18 protein-coding genes and 2 tRNA genes are annotated in these 17929 nt (G+C 68.6%); 8 read left to right on the forward strand and 12 right to left on the reverse strand.

Annotation, left to right across the window (positions count from 1 at the left end; genetic code table 11):
* The first annotated feature begins 38 nt into the window (after nucleotides 1-38).
* Nucleotides 39-374 carry a GNAT family N-acetyltransferase gene (locus tag KYX17_RS32450; RefSeq protein WP_249223625.1) on the forward strand — a complete coding sequence of 112 codons (336 nt, stop codon included), beginning with the start codon at nucleotides 39-41 and terminating at the stop codon, nucleotides 372-374.
* On the opposite strand, the gene KYX17_RS16650 is transcribed toward KYX17_RS32450, so the two are convergent.
* Nucleotides 371-832 carry a MarR family winged helix-turn-helix transcriptional regulator gene (locus tag KYX17_RS16650; protein WP_243228038.1) on the reverse strand — a complete coding sequence of 154 codons (462 nt, stop codon included), beginning with the start codon at nucleotides 830-832 and terminating at the stop codon, nucleotides 371-373. The two genes, KYX17_RS32450 and KYX17_RS16650, sit on opposite strands and share 4 nt — an antisense overlap.
* 57 nt (nucleotides 833-889) lie before the next feature.
* Here KYX17_RS16650 and KYX17_RS16655 point away from each other — a divergent pair, with 57 nt between their 5' ends.
* From KYX17_RS16655 to KYX17_RS16670, 4 genes are all read left to right on the forward strand, one after another.
* Nucleotides 890-1258 (forward strand): VOC family protein, encoded by a 369-nt coding sequence (locus KYX17_RS16655; protein WP_243228039.1) that lies wholly within the window; start codon nucleotides 890-892, stop codon nucleotides 1256-1258.
* A 133-nt stretch (nucleotides 1259-1391) separates the two neighbouring features.
* On the forward strand, nucleotides 1392-3977 hold the full coding sequence (gene valS / locus KYX17_RS16660) for a valine--tRNA ligase (protein ID WP_243228040.1): 2586 nt from the start codon (nucleotides 1392-1394) through the stop codon (nucleotides 3975-3977).
* Nucleotide 3978: 1 nt separating this feature from the next.
* Nucleotides 3979-4230, forward strand: a complete 252-nt coding sequence (locus tag KYX17_RS16665; protein WP_243228041.1) for a hypothetical protein — start codon at nucleotides 3979-3981, stop codon at nucleotides 4228-4230.
* A 44-nt stretch (nucleotides 4231-4274) separates the two neighbouring features.
* On the forward strand, nucleotides 4275-6311 hold the full coding sequence (locus KYX17_RS16670; protein ID WP_243228042.1) for a M3 family metallopeptidase: 2037 nt from the start codon (nucleotides 4275-4277) through the stop codon (nucleotides 6309-6311).
* Nucleotides 6312-6315: 4 nt separating this feature from the next.
* Here KYX17_RS16670 and KYX17_RS16675 read toward each other — a convergent pair whose 3' ends face one another.
* From KYX17_RS16675 to KYX17_RS16705, 7 genes are all read right to left on the reverse strand, one after another.
* Nucleotides 6316-6891, reverse strand: coding sequence for a hypothetical protein (locus tag KYX17_RS16675; protein ID WP_243228043.1), 576 nt, complete (start codon nucleotides 6889-6891; stop codon nucleotides 6316-6318).
* 28 nt (nucleotides 6892-6919) lie between these two features.
* The gene (gene clpX, locus KYX17_RS16680; protein WP_243228044.1) at nucleotides 6920-8188 is read right to left on the reverse strand and encodes an ATP-dependent Clp protease ATP-binding subunit ClpX; all 1269 of its coding nucleotides are present in this window, start codon (nucleotides 8186-8188) and stop codon (nucleotides 6920-6922) included.
* A 146-nt stretch (nucleotides 8189-8334) separates the two neighbouring features.
* Nucleotides 8335-9012 carry an ATP-dependent Clp protease proteolytic subunit gene (locus tag KYX17_RS16685; RefSeq protein ID WP_137416780.1) on the reverse strand — a complete coding sequence of 226 codons (678 nt, stop codon included), beginning with the start codon at nucleotides 9010-9012 and terminating at the stop codon, nucleotides 8335-8337.
* 28 nt (nucleotides 9013-9040) lie between these two features.
* Entirely contained in the window at nucleotides 9041-9625 is a 585-nt protein-coding gene (locus tag KYX17_RS16690; protein WP_137416779.1) for an ATP-dependent Clp protease proteolytic subunit, read from the reverse strand.
* Between the two features lie 33 nt (nucleotides 9626-9658).
* Entirely contained in the window at nucleotides 9659-10192 is a 534-nt protein-coding gene (locus KYX17_RS16695; RefSeq protein ID WP_243228045.1) for a tetratricopeptide repeat protein, read from the reverse strand.
* Nucleotides 10193-10257: 65 nt separating this feature from the next.
* Nucleotides 10258-11706, reverse strand: a complete 1449-nt coding sequence (gene tig / locus KYX17_RS16700) for a trigger factor (RefSeq protein ID WP_243228046.1) — start codon at nucleotides 11704-11706, stop codon at nucleotides 10258-10260.
* Nucleotides 11707-11773: 67 nt separating this feature from the next.
* Nucleotides 11774-11847, reverse strand: a tRNA-Pro gene (locus KYX17_RS16705).
* Nucleotides 11848-11970: 123 nt separating this feature from the next.
* Between KYX17_RS16705 and KYX17_RS16710 the strand changes: the two genes are divergently transcribed.
* The 3 genes from KYX17_RS16710 to KYX17_RS16715 all read left to right on the forward strand — a co-directional run bounded on the left by KYX17_RS16710 (nucleotide 11971) and on the right by KYX17_RS16715 (nucleotide 14337).
* Nucleotides 11971-12041: transfer RNA gene (locus tag KYX17_RS16710), tRNA-Gly, on the forward strand.
* A gap of 678 nt (nucleotides 12042-12719) precedes the next feature.
* Nucleotides 12720-12848: a hypothetical protein gene (locus tag KYX17_RS32070; protein WP_283818153.1), complete on the forward strand. Its 129-nt coding sequence runs from the start codon at nucleotides 12720-12722 to the stop codon at nucleotides 12846-12848.
* A 130-nt stretch (nucleotides 12849-12978) separates the two neighbouring features.
* The gene (locus KYX17_RS16715; protein ID WP_243228047.1) at nucleotides 12979-14337 is read left to right on the forward strand and encodes an HNH endonuclease signature motif containing protein; all 1359 of its coding nucleotides are present in this window, start codon (nucleotides 12979-12981) and stop codon (nucleotides 14335-14337) included.
* Between the two features lie 15 nt (nucleotides 14338-14352).
* Here the strand turns inward: KYX17_RS16715 and KYX17_RS16720 are convergent, their stop codons facing one another.
* The 4 genes from KYX17_RS16720 to KYX17_RS16735 all read right to left on the reverse strand — a co-directional run bounded on the left by KYX17_RS16720 (nucleotide 14353) and on the right by KYX17_RS16735 (nucleotide 17926).
* Complete coding sequence (locus KYX17_RS16720) at nucleotides 14353-14805, reverse strand: hypothetical protein (protein WP_243228048.1); 453 nt, start codon at nucleotides 14803-14805, stop codon at nucleotides 14353-14355.
* On the reverse strand, nucleotides 14757-14999 hold the full coding sequence (locus tag KYX17_RS16725; RefSeq protein ID WP_243228049.1) for a hypothetical protein: 243 nt from the start codon (nucleotides 14997-14999) through the stop codon (nucleotides 14757-14759). The genes KYX17_RS16720 and KYX17_RS16725 overlap by 49 nt, the downstream gene beginning before the upstream one ends.
* Before the next feature lie 242 nt (nucleotides 15000-15241).
* Nucleotides 15242-15772, reverse strand: coding sequence for a gamma carbonic anhydrase family protein (locus KYX17_RS16730; RefSeq protein WP_243228050.1), 531 nt, complete (start codon nucleotides 15770-15772; stop codon nucleotides 15242-15244).
* Nucleotides 15773-15781: 9 nt separating this feature from the next.
* On the reverse strand, nucleotides 15782-17926 hold the full coding sequence (locus KYX17_RS16735; protein WP_243228051.1) for an acyltransferase family protein: 2145 nt from the start codon (nucleotides 17924-17926) through the stop codon (nucleotides 15782-15784).
* Between the last annotated feature and the right edge of the window lie 3 nt (nucleotides 17927-17929).

Here is a 17929-nt window from a genome sequence, read left to right on the forward strand (position 1 = left end):
TAGCGCGCCGAGAGGTGGATCCAGGTCGACGAAGATGGATGCGTGCACATCGCCACCGATCGCCTGACGCTGCGCCCGATGACGGACGAGGACCTTCCCGCACTGCGAGCGATCCTGGGCGATGCGATCACGATGATCAGTGGCATCGGGGCTTCGCTGTGGAGGCCGCATCCGCCTGCCGTGACTGGGCGTTCGACGAGCTCGGGGTCGACGCTGTCTGGGCGAAGGTGCGCGGCACGAACATCGCGTCCATGAACGTCGCCATCCGACTCGGGATGCGGGTGCGCCGCGCCTTCACGACGCGCTACCGCGGCGCAGACATGCCGCACCTCGGCTTCGCGATCGATCGCGCCAAATGGACCGCGGCGCGCTAGGCGGAAGGTGAGGGCGAGCTGCGCAGAGAGCGCACCATGCTCGTCAGTGCGGCGAAAGCGGCGGACTGCTCGGCGTCACTGAGCCCTGAGAGCATCCGCGCCTCGACGGACCGCACCGCGGCGCTGGCCTCATCGAGGCGCCGCCGCCCCAACGGAGTCAGCCGCGTGGGAAGAGCCTTGCCGACGGCGGCATCGGCGGGGCGGACGACCTCGCCGTCCCGCTCGAGGGCCTGCAGCAACACGTTCATCGACTGACGCGTCACAAACGTGCCGCGCGCCAGCTCCGAGTTCGTCGAGCCGGGCCGCTGCGCGAGCAGTTCCAGGCACGAGTAGTGCGTGATCGTCATGCCGAGCGGCCGGAGCACATCCTCCATCGCGACGCGCAGCGCGCTCGCCGCCTGCTTGACGAGGTAGCCCAGGGAGGTGTCCAGGTCGATCTGCGGACCGGGTTGACTCATGTCAGTATTCTGACATAGATTGCGTGTCAGTTATCTGACATAGAGCAAGGAGCTCCCATGCCCGTCACCGGCCCCGACTTCGTCTCCCTCCAGGTGCGCGATCTCGACGCATCGCAGGCCTTCTACGAGACCCACCTCGGACTCGTGCGCTCCCCCGCCGGCCCACCGCACGCTGTGGTGTTCACGACCACACCCATCGCCTTCGCGCTGCGAGACCTCCTTCCCGACACGGACCTCGTCGGCATCAATCAGCCGGGCATCGGCACGGCCGTCTGGATGCACGCGACCGGGGTCCAGGAGATCCATGACGGTCTGGTCGCCGCGGGACACACCATCGTCTCCGCGCCCGTCGAAGGCCCGTTCGGACTCACCTTCACCTTCGCCGACCCGGACGGATACCGGATCACCCTCCACGATCGCGCCTGATCCACGACTCAGTGCTCCCAGCCGTAACGTGCCGCATCCCTCCTCGGATGCGGCACGTCGGCGTCCCGGTAGACTTGCCGCACCCCACACTCAGGCACGCACACACGGTGCCGCACATATCGAGGAGACACCCATGGCCATTCCCGACAAGCCCGCACTCGAGGGCCTCGAAGCCAAGTGGGACCAGGCCTGGTCCGACGAGGGCACCTATCTCTTCGATCGCGAAGCCGCGAAGACCTCCGGCCGCGGCGGCGTCTTCTCCGTCGACACGCCCCCGCCGACCGCATCCGGCTCGCTGCACATCGGCCACGTGTTCAGCTACACGCACACCGACGTGAAGGTGCGCTTCGAGCGGATGCGTGGCAAGACGGTCTTCTACCCCATGGGCTGGGACGACAACGGGCTGCCGACCGAGCGCCGCGTGCAGAACTACTACGGCGTGCGCTGCGACACCTCGCTGGCCTACGACCCCGACTTCACTCCCCCGTTCCGCGGCGACGCGAAGAGCCTGAAGCCGGCCGACCAGGTGCCGATCAGCCGCCGCAACTTCATCGACCTCTGCGAAGAGCTGACACTCGAGGACGAGAAGGCGTTCGAGGCCGTCTTCCGCCAGCTCGGTCTCTCGGTCGACTGGACCCAGACCTACCGGACCATCTCGAACGACACGATCCGCACGAGCCAGCTGGCGTTCCTGCGCAACCTGGAGCGCGGCGAGGCGTACCAGGCGCTCGCGCCGACACTGTGGGACATCGACTTCCGCTCCGCCATCGCTCAGGCCGAGCTGGAGGACCGCGAACAGCAGGCGTCCTACCACCGTCTCGCCTTCCACAAGACCGACGGCTCGGGCGACATCCACATCGAAACGACCCGCCCTGAACTGCTCGCGGCGTGCGTCGCCCTCGTCGCCAACCCGAACGACGAGCGGTACCAGGCGTACTTCGGTCACACCGTGCGCACGCCCGTGTTCGGCGTCGAGGTGCCGGTGCTCGCGCACCCCCTCGCGCAGCAGGACAAGGGCTCGGGCATCGCGATGGTCTGCACCTTCGGCGACGTCACCGACATCATCTGGTGGCGTGAGCTGGATCTGCCGAACCGCACCATCCTCGGCAAGGACGGCCGCATCCTCCCCGACGCGCCTGCCGCACTCGAGACGGATGCGGCGAAGGCTGCGTACGCGGAGCTGGCGGGGCTCACCGTCTTCAGCGCGAAGAAGAAGATGGTCGAGCTGCTGGAGGCCTCCGGCGAGCTCCTCGAGGTGTCCAAGCCCTTCAACCACCCGGTGAAGTTCTACGAGAAGGGTGATCGCGCCCTAGAGATCGTCTCGACGCGCCAGTGGTATCTGCGCAACGGCGCCCGCGACGAATCCTTCCGTGAGAAGCTGCTCGCCCTCGGAGCAGGGATGCAGTGGCACCCCGACTTCATGCGCGTGCGCTACGAGAACTGGACCAACGGACTCACCGGCGACTGGCTCATCAGCCGCCAGCGCTTCTTCGGTGTTCCGATCCCGGTCTGGTACCCCCTGGACGAGAACGGCGAGCGGGTCGAAGGCGGCGTCATCACCGCCGACGTCGCATCCCTCCCCGTCGACCCGACCACCGACACCGCTCCCGGCTACGACGAGTCGCAGCGCGGGATCCCCGGGGGTTTCGAGGGCGAGAAGGACATCTTCGACACGTGGGCGACATCGTCTCTCACGCCGCAACTGGCCGGGGGCTGGCAGCGTGACGAGGAGCTGTGGAACCTCGTCGCACCGTTCGATCTGCGCCCGCAGGGCCAGGACATCATCCGCACCTGGCTGTTCTCCACGATGGTGCGCTCCGCCCTCGAGGACGACCGCGCGCCGTGGACGGATGCGGCCATCAGCGGCTTCATCGTCGACCCCGACCGCAAGAAGATGTCGAAGTCCAAGGGCAATGTGGTCACGCCTGCCGACATCCTCGACCAGCACGGCACCGACGCGGTGCGCTACTGGGCGGCATCGAGTCGGCTCGGCGCCGACGCCGCGTTCGACCCGCAGAACCCCACCCAGGTCAAGATCGGCCGACGCCTGGCGATCAAGGTGCTCAACGCGGCGAAGTTCGTGCTGTCCTTCCCTGTGCCCGAAGGCGCCCAGGTCACCCATGCGCTGGATGCGGCGATGCTCGCCACGCTCGACCGCGTCGTACGCGACGCGACGGCGGCCTTCGAGGCCTACGACCACGCGCGGGCGCTGGAGATCACCGAGTCGTTCTTCTGGACCTTCTGCGACGACTACCTCGAGCTCGTGAAGGAGCGCGCCTACGATCAGGGCGACGTGGGACAGGCGTCGGCCGCGCTGGCGCTGCGCACGGCGCTGTCGACGCTGCTGCGCCTGCTCGCCCCGGTGCTCGCCTTCGCGGCGGAGGAGGCGTGGTCGTGGTTCGAGGACGGCTCCGTCCACACCGCCCCGTGGCCCGAACCGCTGAATCCGAACGACGGCGAAGCCGATGCCGGCGACCCCGCGGTCCTCACTGCGGCGAGTTCCGCGCTCATCGCGATCCGGCGGGCCAAGACCGAGGCGAAGGCGTCGCAGAAGACGCCGATCGCACGCCTGACCCTCGGAGCACCGGCGGCGATCGCCACCTCCCTAGCGACTGCCGAGGGCGACCTCAAGGCCGTGGGCCGCATCGCCGATCTCGCTATCGTCGAGGCCGAGGCCGTCCAGGTCGTCGACATCGAATTCGCCCCGCAGGAGGTCTGACATGCAGCTCGGCACGCGTTGGAGCGCCCGGACGGAGCCGCCCGCCTCGGTTCCCGCTTCGCTCCGTGAGCAGATCGCCGCCGTCGAGTCGGCCATCACCGAGTCGCAGTGGTCGTCGCAGCCGACGCCGCGATGGACGCTGACGTGGCTCGAGGGACGGCCCGTCGCGGAGCTCGACACGGGCGTCATCGTGTCGCTGGATGCCGCCGGGAACGCGGTCGTCCGCCACGACGTCGACGACGAGTTCGCCTGAGCTCGCCGGTCGGCTCTCATCCGGAGCGCCGATAGTCTGAGCGGATGGCGTCCGTCAATCCGCTGCTCTCCCCGCCCGTCCTCCCGTACGCGCTTCCCGACTACGCCGCGATCGAGCCCGAGCACTACCTGCCCGCGTTCGACGAAGCGTTTCGCGAGCACCGTGCGGAGGTCGAGCGGATCGCGTCCCAGACGGCACCTCCGACGTTCGAGAACACGCTCGTCGCCCTCGAGCGCGCGGGCGAGACGCTCGACCGGGTGAGTCGGACGTTCTTCACCGTCTCTTCGGCGGACGCCACCCCCGCCATCCAGGCGATCGAGGAGGAGCTCGCGCCCCTCCTCTCCGCTCACGGCGACGCGATCCGACTCGACGAGCGCCTCTACGCGCGGGTGAGCGCACTGCACGAGGTGCGCGACACCCTGGAACTGGATGCGGAGTCGCTCCGACTCCTGACGCGAACCTACCGCGAACTCACCCTGGCAGGCGCCGGGCTCTCCCCCGATGACAAACGACGTCTCGTCGAGATCAACACGCGACTGTCGATCCTGACCACGACGTTCGAGAAGCACCTGCTCGCCGACACGAATGAACTCGCGGTGCAGGTGAGCGACGAGCGGGAGCTGGAGGGTCTCGCCGCCGGCGAACGCTCCGCCGCAGCGAGAGCCGCCGAACAGCGCGGAGGGGACGGCTGGTTGATCACGCTGCCGCTGTTCACGGGGCACCCGTGGCTGGCGTCGCTCGCCGACCGCTCCGTGCGCGAGCGCATCATGACTGCGTCCCGCGCCCGGGGCGGGCGTGGCGGCGAGAACGACAACAGCGCAACCGTGCGTGAGATCGTGCGCCTCCGGGCGGAGCGCGCGGCGCTTCTCGGCTTTCCCACGCACGCGGCCGCCGTCACGGCTGATCAGACCGCGGGCTCCCCCGAGGCCGTCGCTGAGTTGCTGCGACGCCTCGCGGTGCCCGCATCGCGCAATGCCGCTGCGGAGAAGGCGGAACGCGCCGAGGTCTCCGGTATCGCCGACCTCGCGGCGCACGATTGGGCCTTCGCGACCGAGCAGCTGCGCGCGACCCAGCTGGATATCGACACGGCCGGACTGCGCCCCTGGTTCGAGGCCGAACGCGTGCTGCGCGACGGCGTCTTCGCCGCCGCCACCGCGCTCTACGGCATCACCTTCACCGAGCGACACGACCTCGTGGCGTACCACCCCGGCGCGCGGGTCTTCGAGGTGTTCGAAGAGGACGGGACGGGTCTCGGGCTCTACATCCTCGATCTCTACACGCGGGACACGAAGCGCGGCGGCGCGTGGATGAACTCCATCGTGACCCCGTCCGAGCTGCGCGGGTCAGCGCCCGTCGTGGTGAACAACCTCAATGTGTCCGACCCGGGCCAGGGCCAGCCGACGCTGCTCACCCTCGACGAGGTGACCACTCTCTTCCACGAGTTCGGCCATGCGCTTCACGGCCTCTTCGCCCGTACGCGGTACCCCCACTTCGCGGGGACGGCGGTGTTCCGCGACTTCGTCGAGTTCCCGAGCCAGGTCAATGAGATGTGGATGCTCGCGCCCGGCGTCGTCGAGAACTATGCGCGCCACATCGAGACCGATGAGCCCCTGGCCGCAGAGGTGATCGAGCGACTCTCCGCATCCGGGACGTTCGACCAGGGGTTCGCGACCAGCGAGTACCTCGCGGCAGCCTGGCTCGACCTGGCCTGGCACTCGCTGAGCGTCGAGGACGCGTCGGCGGAGATCGACGTCGCGGACTTCGAACGCCAGGCTCTGGAGGACATCGGCCTCACGGAGCCCGCCGTGCCCCCGCGCTACTCCACGACCTACTTCGCCCACGTCTTCTCCGGCGGCTACAGTGCCGGCTACTACTCGTACATCTGGAGCGAGGTGCTCGACGCGGACACGGTGGAGTGGTTCGGGGAGAACGGCGGCCTCGATCGGGCTGCGGGCGAGCGGTTCCGCCGTCGACTGCTGGGCGTGGGCGGCGCGAAGGATCCACTCGAGGCGTATCGCGACTTCCGCGGACGCGACGCCGCGATCGAGCCGCTGCTGCGACGCCGTGGCCTGAGCGGCTGACGGATCAACGCCACCCGAGGAGGTCGCGCACGACCTTCTGGGAGGCGGGCGACCCGTCGTTCTCGATCTTCCAGAGCGTCTCGCGTGAAACGAAGACGCCATCTGCACGGAATCGCTCTTCGAGCCCGTCCCACGCGCGCCGCAGCAACGGAGCGGCGTCATTGCTGTCGGACGCGCCGCGCACGGAAACATGGGAGGCGATGAGGAGCTCTGTCGCTTCGCGGGTCGGCCGGGCACACGCGATGACCAGCGTCGGCGTCGCCGCGCGTCGGAACCGCGGCAGGAACTCGAGCACGCTGTCTTCCACGAACCACGTGATCACCCCGCGCTTCCGAGAGATCTTCACCTCCCCTAGGTACAGGTCGTGCGCGATCCACCCAGAATCGGATCGCCGGACCCGTTCCTCGAAACTGCCGTCGCCGGCGGCGAACCCCTGTGCCACGAGGTCCCGCCCCGCCAGCTCGAGCGCAGGCGCGGCATCCGTGTCGATCAGGAACCGCACGGCACGGCCCGGCAGACCGTTCCACCGCAGCGGGCCGACGCGGGCCTGCCGACCATGACCGGAGATACCGCTCGTCACCTCATCACCCGGGGAAAGCCCCTACGGATCAGGCGGTCTTGCGCTTCTGACGCAGCACCAGAGTGGGTGCCGCGCCGTCCTCGACCGCCGCGCGGGTGACGACGACCTTCGCGACATCCTCGCTGGAGGGAATCTCGAACATGATCGGACCGAGCACATCTTCGAGGATCGCGCGGAGGCCGCGGGCACCGGTCTTGCGAGAGACGGCCAGCTCGGCGATCGCCTCGAGGGCGTCACGTTCGAAGTCCAGCTCCACATCGTCGAGCTCGAACATGCGCTGGTACTGCTTCACGAGGGCGTTCTTCGGCTCGGTCAGGATCTCCATGAGAGCCTCGCGGTCAAGCGGTGAGACCGCCGCGACGACGGGAAGTCGGCCGATGAACTCGGGGATCAGGCCGAACTTGTGCAGGTCTTCGGGCAGCACCTCACTGAAGAGGTCGGGCCCGTCGTCCTTGCGCTGCAGCGGCGCGCCGAAGCCGACGCCGTGCTTGCCGACACGAGCCGAGATGATCTCTTCGAGCCCCGCGAAGGCACCGGCCACGATGAACAGCACGTTCGTCGTGTCGATCTGGATGAACTCCTGATGCGGGTGCTTGCGCCCGCCCTGCGGCGGAACCGAGGCGACCGTGCCCTCGAGGATCTTCAGCAGCGCCTGCTGCACACCCTCGCCCGAGACATCACGCGTGATGGAGGGGTTCTCGGCCTTGCGGGCGATCTTGTCGACCTCGTCGATATAGATGATCCCGGTCTCGGCACGTTTCGTGTCGAAGTCGGCAGCCTGCAGCAGCTTGAGAAGGATGTTCTCGACGTCTTCGCCCACGTAACCCGCTTCGGTCAGGGCTGTGGCATCGGCGACGGCGAAGGGCACGTTGAGGCGCTTGGCGAGCGTCTGGGCGAGGTACGTCTTGCCGCATCCGGTCGGGCCGAGCATCAGGATGTTGCTCTTGGCGATCTCGACCTCATCGGCTCGCTGGTCGGCCGAGATGATCGTTCCCTGGGCGCGCACACGCTTGTAGTGGTTGTAGACCGCGACGGACAGGGCACGCTTGGCCTGCTCCTGCCCCACGACGTAGTCCTCGAGGAACGAGAAGATCTCGCGCGGCTTCGGCAGATCGAACTCGGCCACCTCGCCGGAGGTCTGCTCGGCCATGCGCTCTTCGATGATCTCGTTGCACAGCTCGACGCACTCGTCGCAGATGTACACACCAGGGCCAGCGATGAGCTGCTGCACCTGCTTCTGGCTCTTGCCGCAGAAGGAGCACTTGAACAGGTCGGCGCTCTCACCGATTCGTGCCATGATGCCTCTCTTCCCCCCGGATAGCTGCGCTGTACATCGAGCCTAACCGGAGTCGAGGACAACGGTCGTATTGCGCGTCAGGATGTGTGCAGACACGGCGACGCCCCGATCCTCGTTCGGACCGGGGCGTCGCCTCTGGCACGATGTCAGCTCGTGAGAGCCGCGGGCGTGCGCTTGCGCGTGGTCAGCACCTGGTCGACCAGGCCGTACTCGACGGCGGTCTCGGCGGAGAGGATCTTGTCGCGGTCGATGTCGCGGTTGACCTCCTCCTTGGTGCGGTGCGAGTGCTTCGCGAGGGTCTCCTCGAGCCAGGTGCGCATCCGCAGGATCTCCGCCGCCTGGATCTCGATATCGGAGGCCTGGCCGTGGCCCGCCTCGCCCATCGCGGGCTGGTGGATCAGGATGCGCGCGTTCGGCAGCGCCAAACGCTTGCCGGGCGCGCCGGCGGCGAGCAGCACGGCCGCGGCCGAGGCGGCCTGACCGAGCACGACGGTCTGGATCTGCGGCGACACGTACTGCATCGTGTCGTAGATCGCGGTCATGGCCGTGAACGAGCCGCCGGGCGAGTTGATGTACATGATGATGTCGCGGTCGGGGTCCTGGGACTCGAGCACGAGCAGCTGGGCCATCACGTCATCCGCGGACGCGTCGTCGACCTGGACACCCAGGAAGATGACGCGGTCCTCGAACAGCTTGTTGTACGGATCCTGGCGCTTGTAGCCGTAGGCCGTGCGCTCCTCGAACTGGGGCAGCACGTAGCGGCTCGACGGCATCTGCAGCCCCTGCGGCGTGTGGGCCGCGGCGCCGAAAGTGGGAATGTTCATTCGGGTTCTCTCTTCTCGCCGTCGCTCGTCAGTTCGCCGTGCCGCCGCCGCCGACGACGTCGGTCGCGGACTCGCGGATGTGGTCGACGAAACCGTACTCGAGCGCTTCGTCGGCCGTGAACCAGCGGTCACGGTCGCCGTCCTCGTTGATCTGCTCGACGGACTTGCCCGTCTGCGCCGCCGTGATCTCCGCCAGGCGGTTCTTCATCGACACGATGAGCTGAGCCTGGGTCTGGATGTCGCTGGCGGTACCGCCGAATCCGCCGTGCGGCTGGTGGAGCAGCACGCGAGCGTTCGGCGTGATGTAGCGCTTGCCCTTCGTGCCGGCGGTCAGCAGCAGCTGACCCATCGAGGCCGCCATGCCGATGCCGACGGTGACGATGTCGTTGGGCACGAACTGCATGGTGTCGTAGATGGCCATGCCTGCCGTGATCGACCCACCGGGCGAGTTGATGTAGAGGTAGATGTCCTTCTGCGAGTCCTCGGCGGCGAGCAGCAGGATCTTCGCGCAGATCTCGTTGGCGTTCTCATCCCGCACCTCGGATCCGAGCCAGATGATGCGGTCCTTCAGCAGCCTGTCGAAGACGCTTGTCGCGACAAGGGGGTCGGCCATGTTCACTCCTGTTCGGTGATCGTGAGAACGAATCTACCGGCGCGCTTCGGACCCCTCGCCCGTGTTCGCCGTCGGCATACGCCCCGGCGCATGAACGAGTTCGGCGGCGTATCCGCGCACGGATCGCTGGTAACGCGGAAGGTGCGGAGCCAGTGCTTCGAGCACGATCGCGAGACCCTCGCGTTCCCGATGCGACGACGCCAGCGCGAGCGCGTAGAAGGCTGCCGCCGCATCCCTCATACCGCCCGCTTCGACCGTGCGGTATTCGTTCTCCAGCAGGGCGAGGCTCTCGTCGAGCTTGCCGAGGTTGCGGATGGTGCTCGCGAGCTGGATGACGGCCCGTGTGCGCCGTTCGGGGTCCAGCCCCGCCGCCAGCGCGGCGCGGTACAGCGGTTCGGCCTCGGCCTCGCGACCCGCGGAGTCGTAGGCTCCGGCGCGCTCGAACAGGGCGACGGCGTCTCCGGCGTCGCACTCGCTCGCCAGACGCTCGATCTCATCGATGCGGGCCTCGTCGCTGAGCGACTCGTCGTCCCACACGGCGTCGACGCGTGTCTGCCAGTCGGTCATGATTCCTCTCCTCCGGGACGACGAAGGGCGGATGCTTCCGCATCCGCCCTTCGTGCTGGCGCGTCTTACTCGGCGTCGGCCTTCTTAGCCGGGGCCTTCTTCGCGGCGGGCTTCTTGGCGGCCGCCTTCTTCGCGGGCTTGGCCTCTTCTGCGGCAGCCTCGTCTTCGGCGTCCGCGGCGGCGTCGGCGATCTCCTCTGCCTCCTCGACAACGTCGGCCTCAGCTGCCGGCTCGTCCTCGACGGCGATGAAGCCGGTGAGGTCGACGGGCTTGCCGTCGGTGTCGACGACGTTCACGCGGCCGAGCGCGATCGCAAGGGCCTTGTTGCGGGCGACCTCGCCGATCAGGGCCGGCAGCTGGTTGCCCTGCTGCAGCGCGTTCACGAAGTCCTGCGGAGCCATGCCGTACTGCGCGGCCGACTGGATCAGGTACTGGGTCAGCTCGTCCTGCGAGACCTGAACGTTCGCCTCTTCGGCGATCTTGTCGAGCAGCACCTGCGTGCGGAACTGCTTCTCGCTCGCCTCGGTGACCTCGGCGCGGTGCTCATCGTCCTCGAGGCGACCTTCGCCCTCGAGGTGGGCGTGGACCTCGTCCTCGACCAGCTTCGGCGGCACGGGGATGTCGACCTTCTCGAGCAGGACCTCGACGAGCTTGTCGCGCGCGGCGGCGCCCTGCGTGAAGTTCGACTGCTGTGCGACACGCTCGGAGAGGCTCGCGCGCAGCTCGTCGATCGTGTCGAACTCGCTCGCCATCTGGGCGAAGTCGTCGTCGGCGTCGGGCAGCTCGCGCTCCTTGACGGCCTTGACGCTGACGGAGACCTCGGCCTCTTCGCCTGCGTGGTCGCCGCCGACCAGCTTCGAGCGGAAGGTGGTGTCCTCACCGGCGGTGAGAGACTCGATGGCCTCGTCGATGCCCTCGAGCAGCTCGCCCGAGCCGACCTCGTAGGAGACGCCCTCGGCGCGATCGATCTCGTTGCCGTCGATCGCGGCGACGAGGTCGAGCTCGACGAAGTCACCCTTCGCGGCGGGACGCTCGACCGTGACGAGCGTGCCGAAGCGCGCGCGGAGGTTGTCGAGCTCTACGTCGATGGCCGCTTCATCCGTGGCCACGGCGTCGACGATGATCTCGAGGCCCTCGTAAGCGGGCAGCTCGAAGTCGGGGCGCACGTCGACCTCGACGGTGACCTTCAGGTCGCCGGAGAAGTCGCTGACCTCGGGGAGGGCGACGATGTCGGCCTCGGGACGACCCACGACGCGCAGACCCTGCTCGGCGACCGCTTCGCGGTAGAACCCGTCGAGGCCCTCGTTGACGGCGTGCTCGAGCACGGCGCCGCGCCCGATGCGCTGATCGATGATCGGTGCCGGGACCTTGCCCTTGCGGAAGCCGGGGATCTGGACGTCCTGAGCGATGTGCTCGTACGCGTGAGCGATCGAGGGCTTGAGCTCCTCGGGCGAGACCGAGATCTCGAGCTTCACCCGGGTCGGGGTGAGCTTCTCGACGGTGCTAGTGACCATGCCTGTTGTTCTCCTCTGTTCCGCGCCAACGCACGGTGGCTGAAGGTCTGGGGTCTTGGGGGCCGTGTCGGGGCGACAGGATTTGAACCTGCGGCCTCCCGCTCCCAAAGCGGGCGCTCTACCAAGCTGAGCTACGCCCCGGGCGGGCGGGCACGCGAACGTGCACCGGATTCGGCCCCGAGAAGTCTAGCCGACGCTGCCCGCGCGTCGAATCGACGTTGAGAACTCAGCTATGCTTGCTGAGGTTGCGGCCGATGCCGCTCCGGGGATGTAGCTCAATGGTAGAGCCTCAGTCTTCCAAACTGATTACGCGGGTTCGATTCCCGTCATCCCCTCCGATAAGCGTGAAGGCCCGGCTCGTCCGGGCCTTCACGCTTATGTCGTGTACTGCCGGGAATCGAAAGCAGGCGAAGCCTGCGTCTTCGATTGGGCCCACGCCGCAGAGGCTCCGCGCGCCGCGCAGCGGCGTGTGGAGAGGCGGTGGGGACCGTCATCCCCTCCAATGCAGAGAGCGGTCCGGTTTATCCGGGCCGCTCTCTGCATGTATCGGCTGAGCGAATCGAACCCTTGGGTGGGCCCACGCCGCCAGAGGCTCCACGCGCGGCGCAGCCGCGGGTGGAGAGGCGGTGGGGACGATTGGGCCCACGCCGCAGAGGCTCCGCGCGCCGCGCAGCGGCGTGTGGAGAGGCGGTGGGGACCGTCATCCCCTCCGCAGAGGTACTACGGGCGTCGAAACGCATCCGTTCTGCAGGAGAAATGCCGCTGAGCAGGAAGATTCGCGCCGAATGGTCCTGCTCGGCGGCGATCTCCTGCCGACGCGACGCAGGTGTCGTCCCTGCCCGACGCGCGGTCGGTTCGTTCGGAGAACGCGCAGAAGCGCGTGGGACGACCCGACTACATCCGGCGCCCGGTGCGACCAGCGTAGATCTGACGCTGGATGTCGGCGCGCGCGTACCAGCTCGGGATTCGCCTGGCTCGCGCCACGGACGCGACCGCGACGCAGCGTCATCAAGGTGGCAATCAGCGCAACCGCCAGCAGGGCGAGTCCCGATCCGGACATTGCGGCGATCAATCCCGCACTCATGTCGTCCACACGCGCTGACCCGATCCTCGTGCACCACCCCGCCCCCGGCGATGTCTGAGGTCGGTGCCACACTGATCTCAGGTCGGAAACACCTGGTGAGAAGCTCATTCACCGGCTCTGTTTCCGAGGCGGAACAGGTCGCGCGAGAGCGCACCCCGACGAGATGTGGGCACGTGCGAGACGACGGAATGATCGACTTCAGCGACGCGGATGCGGCGGCGCTGGCCGAGGCCGTCGACACGGTGCGCAAGGCCGATGTCGACATCGCTGCGGCGCAGGCTCGCCGAATGAAGGCGCTCGCTGACGCCGAACATCTCGCGCGTCGATTGGCTTCCGGTTCGCGCGCGAACGTCCGCGTGCACGACATGGCCCAGCGCGCCGTCGCCTCCGAGATCGCCGCGGCGACCCGCCTCGCCGACAGAACCGTGCAGCGGCAGATGAGCGCGGCGGCCGAGCTCGTCGACGACTATCCGCTGACGCACGCGGCCCTCGCCGCGGGCCGCATCCAACTGAGCCACGCGCGCGTGATCGTCGACGCCGGAGCGAACCTCCCCCATCACCGTCGAGCGGCATTCGAGCGGGGCGCGCTGACGATCTGCGAGACCGAGACGGTGGGTCGCGCGCGCTCGCGGGTAGAGATCCTCGCTGAGCGGCAGCATCCGACCACTCTCACCGAGCGCCACGCCACCGCACGCGAGGGTCGACGTGTGTTCACGACACCGCTCCCCCACGGAATGAGCGAGGTCGTTTCGATCCAGCCTGCCGTCATCGCCGATGCGATCCACGACCGCCTCACCCGACAGGCCCAGGCCCTGATCGATCTCCGCCGGCAGGCCGCTGACCGGGCCAACGCAGCGCGCCGCGCCGGAGACGAGCCGGATGGCGGCGACCTCCTGTTCGCGAGCGACACCCGCACGACGGATCAGATCCGCGCCGACCTTCTCGCAGACATGCTCCTCACGACGCAGCCGGGCGCCGACCCGACACGCGACGACGACGGCCCAGGCACCCTCGGCGCGATCCGCGCACACGTACAGGTCGTCGTCCCGGTCGGCACGCTCACGGGCCGCGACGCCCAGGTGGGCGAGCTCGTCGGCCGCGGCCCGATCGATGCCGAGACCGCCCGCGTACTCGCCGGAGAATCGTGCACCGGCTGGGACCGCATCCTCACCGACGCTGCATCCGGTCAGGTCGTGTCCGTCGACAGGCGGAGCGTGCCGCCGGCGCTGCGGCGCACCGTCCACGCCCGCGATCGACACTGCCGATTCCCCGGATGCCGCGTTCCCGCCATCCGATGCGAGATCGACCACGTGCGCGACTGGGTACGCGGTGGACCGACGCACCTCGACAACCTGCAGTGTCTGTGCCAGCGACATCACTCGATGAAGCAGTTCACGGCATGGCGCGTCCGACAGTTGCCCGGCGGTGTCATCGAGTGGACCTCGCCGCTGGGCGCCACCTACATCGACGACCCGCCGCCGCCCGCACAGTTCATCGAATCCCCCGAAGACCCAGCGCACGACGCGGCCGAGCAGGCGCCCTTCTAGCCCGGCGCGCCGCCGTCAGCCCCGTACGCGATCGCAGTCCGCGAGCCGATAGCGTCGGCCGTCGTCGAGGAGGAGATCGTCTCCCTCGATCCGGGCGATCAGCGACTGCTGAGAACGCGCCGCAGCGTCCACATACGCGCGCCACCCCTCGATGTCGCCGCGACATGACAACCCCGCGAACACCAGACCGTCGGGCGTGCGAACAAGCACCCGTTCCTCCACGCAGCCGCGGGATGCGGGCAACGGAGCGCCTGCCGCAGTGCGGAGGAACGCGGCAAGCCACCCCCGTGACGCAGACTCTTCTCCGCCCGCCTGGACGTAGCGATGCTCGCGCCACTCGACCGGAACGAAGCCGGGCAGATCGCTCTCGGGGAGCTCGCTCGCGCCCACTCCCGAACTCGGCCCCGCTCCGTCCTGGCTCATTGCGGCGTCGTGGCGTACGAGCTGATCGAGGCGTCGATCATCCACCGCGCGTCCTCGGAGCGCGCCGCGTCACCGAGCCCGATGATGAGCCCCTTGCGGCGCTTGCGCGCCGGACGCACGCCCGACTCCGGCGCGGATGCGGGCGCGGCCTGCGCCGGAGCGGATGCGGCCTGCATCGGTGCGGATGCGGCCCGCTCTGGCGCGGCGGGCGCGGGCTGCATCGGGACCTCGGGACTCACGTGCGAGGTCCACGCGGTGCCGTCCCAGTAATGTCACCCACCGCCGCCCGCGGGATCGGGGTACCAACCGGCCGGTGCCGCTTCTGCCATGACGCCCTGATTCTCGACATGCTGCGGGGACCTCGCACACGCTAACCGAGCAGAGAAAACTCCGCCGTAACCCTTGCGCCCACCCGGGGGTTCCACGCTAAAGGAGGCATCAGGACGGACTGTCTCGCGCGCCCGGAGTTGTGGAGAGCGAGTCAGCTGGCTGCGGCGTGACGTTCACTGTGCGCGAGATAGGCCACGGCGTTGCGTACCAGCCCCGCGCGCTCGTCATCCGTCAGCGCACGCCGTACCTTGCCGGGCACGCCGGCGACCAGGGAGCCGTCGGGGATCTCCGCCCCCTCCAGCACCACTGCTCCCCCGGCGATGAGGCATCCGGCGCCGATCCGCGCGCCGTTGAGCACGACGGCCCCCATGCCGATCAGACTTCCGTCGCCGATCGTGCAGCCGTGCACGACGGCGTTGTGCCCGATCGACACGTCCTCGCCGATCATCACCGGGTGCCCGCCGTCGACATGAACGCTCACCGAGTCCTGCACGTTGCTGCGGGCTCCGACCGTGATCGTGTCGCCGTCGGCGCGCAGCACCGCGTTGTACCAGACGCTCGCGTTCTCCCCCAGCCGCACGGCACCGATCAGGCGGGCCCCGGCGGCGACGAACGCGGATGCCGGCACCTCCGGCGCGGTGTCGGCGAGGGCGATCACGGATGCGGATTCCGAGACGGTCATGACCCGACCCTAACCGGCGGCCCGGTCCAGCGCGGCGCGGATCGCCTCCGTGTACTGCGGCATGAGCGAGTCGACGAAGGTCACCGTGAGGTGGTCCTGGTCGCGGTAGACGTCCGCACCACCCACCACGGGGAAGCACGTCGAATCGTCGCAGTACACGTCGGTGAAGTCGAGCAGCGTGACCCCGGATGCGCCGTCCGCGGCCTCGCGCAGCGGATCCTTCGCGACGAGCACGTCGGAGCGCGCACCGTCGCAGGCGGCCGCGTCGCGAGTGCGCAGGCACTTGTTGGGGTCCGTCTCCCACACCGGATTGTCGACGACCGTGATGACAGGCACGCCCGCATCCGTCATCTTCGACCACGCCGAGCGGTAGCCCGCCACGGCGGCGTCGTAGGAGGAGTTGTGCCCGGCCGACGCGTACGGCGTCGTCGCGAGGGCGGAGGTGAAAACGACGTCCGGCTTCGCGTCCACGAGCGCCTGATCGACCGCGGTGCGCCACGCCGAGCACGCCGCACCGAAGGCTCCCGGCGTCGACAGCGGGGTGTCGTTCCACGGACAGGCACCCTTGAAGAAGGTCACCAGACGCCATCCGTTCGCCTCCGCCATTCGCTCGAACGTCGACAGCAGCTGGAACGCGTGGCTGTCACCGATGAGAGCCACCGTGGGCGCATCCGGCGCGTCGGAGCCGAAGGTGCAGCTCACGGGTCGCGCGTCGTTGAGCTGCACGAAGCACTGCTCGTCGGCGGGTTTGTCGACACCGGCGAATCCCGGCGCCGGGAGGATGGTGCCGGATGCGGGCGTGCCCTGGCATTCCGGGTCGAGCACGGACTGTGCGCCGAAGCAGGAGGGCGGATCGGTGCGCAGCTGTTCGAGCTGCGCCACGCCGTCGCGGTAGGCGGGCGCGTTCAGCGCCCAGGCACCGCCGGCAGTTCCCGCGACCAGCACCATCGCCGCGAGCGACGCCCAGAGCGTCACGCGCGGACGCCGGGAGGTGAGCACCCGCCATGATCGCGCCGGATCCTCCACGAACTTCTTGGTCAGCCACGCGAGCACGAAGCAGATCGCCAGCAGCGCGACCCGGTGGTAGATGCTCAGGCCCCAGAACGGCACGGAGGGCGCGATGATGATCAGCGGCCAGTGCCAGAGATAGAGCGAGTAGGAGATGTCGCCGGTGAACCGCATCGGCGCGATCGACAGGATGCGGGTCGGGTACCACCATCGGGCGGAGTTGGAAGCCGCGATCACCGCGGCCGCTCCGAGCGCCGGCAGCAGCGCCGCGTAGCCGGGGAAGGGCGTCGAGGAGTCGAACCGGAAGGCCGTGTAGACGAGTGCTGCGATACCGGCCCAGCCGAGCACGAAGCTCGCCGCCGCATTGCGCACGCGCAGCGCGGGCACGAGCGCCACCATGGCGCCGAGGCCGAACTCCCACATCCGACCGAAGGTCACGAAGTAGGCCGGCGCGGGATCGTTGAGGGTCAAGACGATGCAGAACACGAGGGATGCGGCGCTCACCACGCCCAGCGCGATCAGGATGGCGCGACGGCGACGCCCGGCGAAGAAGCGGACGCCGATCCATGCCGCAAGGAGCATGATGAGCGGCCAGAGCACGTAGAACTGCTCCTCGAGCGACAGCGACCAGTAGTGCTGCACCATCGCAGGCTCACCCGAGTTGCCCAGGTAGTCGGCGGACGTCAAGGCGAGGTACCAGTTCTCGACGTAGAAGGTCGACGCGATGATCTCGCTGACCTCCCGTTGCAGCCCCGAGATGGGCATGAGGTACGGGGATGCGGCGACGATGGCGCAGAAGAGCAGGACGAGAAGCGACGCCGGGAGCAGGCGGCGGGCCCGCCGGGCCCAGAACTGGGCCAAGCGCACGGTTCCGGTGGCCGTCAGCTCGCGCATCAGATGGCCCGTGATCAGGAAGCCCGAGATCACGAAGAAGACGTCGACACCGACGTAGCCGCCGGGGATCCGCCCCGGCCAGAAGTGGTAGAGCACGACCAGAAGCACCGCGATCGCACGCAAGCCCTGCACATGAGGGATGAAGCGCGAAGGCTCCGCGTGCTCGGGCGACGCCGTTCTCGGCTGGCGGCGGCGCAGGCGCGCAGGCTCATCCAGGTTCTGCGGTGTCCGGGCGGGGTCTGAGGCTGACACCCT

The organism is Microbacterium sp. CIAB417, assembly GCF_022788845.1.

Bases quoted from the DNA above. Each gene is read 5' to 3' on its own strand.
- KYX17_RS16655 (WP_243228039.1), top strand. From the start codon at position 890: ATGCCCGTCACCGGCCCCGACTTCGTCTCCCTCCAGGTGCGCGATCTC.
- KYX17_RS16730 (WP_243228050.1), bottom strand. From the start codon at position 15,772: ATGACCGTCTCGGAATCCGCATCCGTGATCGCCCTCGCCGACACCGCG.
- KYX17_RS16690 (WP_137416779.1), bottom strand. From the start codon at position 9,625: ATGGCCGACCCCCTTGTCGCGACAAGCGTCTTCGACAGGCTGCTGAAG.
- KYX17_RS16665 (WP_243228041.1), top strand. From the start codon at position 3,979: ATGCAGCTCGGCACGCGTTGGAGCGCCCGGACGGAGCCGCCCGCCTCG.
- KYX17_RS16715 (WP_243228047.1), top strand. From the start codon at position 12,979: ATGATCGACTTCAGCGACGCGGATGCGGCGGCGCTGGCCGAGGCCGTC.
- tig (WP_243228046.1), bottom strand. From the start codon at position 11,706: ATGGTCACTAGCACCGTCGAGAAGCTCACCCCGACCCGGGTGAAGCTC.
- KYX17_RS16685 (WP_137416780.1), bottom strand. From the start codon at position 9,012: ATGAACATTCCCACTTTCGGCGCCGCGGCCCACACGCCGCAGGGGCTG.
- valS (WP_243228040.1), top strand. From the start codon at position 1,392: ATGGCCATTCCCGACAAGCCCGCACTCGAGGGCCTCGAAGCCAAGTGG.
- clpX (WP_243228044.1), bottom strand. From the start codon at position 8,188: ATGGCACGAATCGGTGAGAGCGCCGACCTGTTCAAGTGCTCCTTCTGC.
- KYX17_RS16650 (WP_243228038.1), bottom strand. From the start codon at position 832: ATGAGTCAACCCGGTCCGCAGATCGACCTGGACACCTCCCTGGGCTAC.
- KYX17_RS16670 (WP_243228042.1), top strand. From the start codon at position 4,275: ATGGCGTCCGTCAATCCGCTGCTCTCCCCGCCCGTCCTCCCGTACGCG.
- KYX17_RS32450 (WP_249223625.1), top strand. From the start codon at position 39: ATGCGTGCACATCGCCACCGATCGCCTGACGCTGCGCCCGATGACGGA.
- KYX17_RS16695 (WP_243228045.1), bottom strand. From the start codon at position 10,192: ATGACCGACTGGCAGACACGCGTCGACGCCGTGTGGGACGACGAGTCG.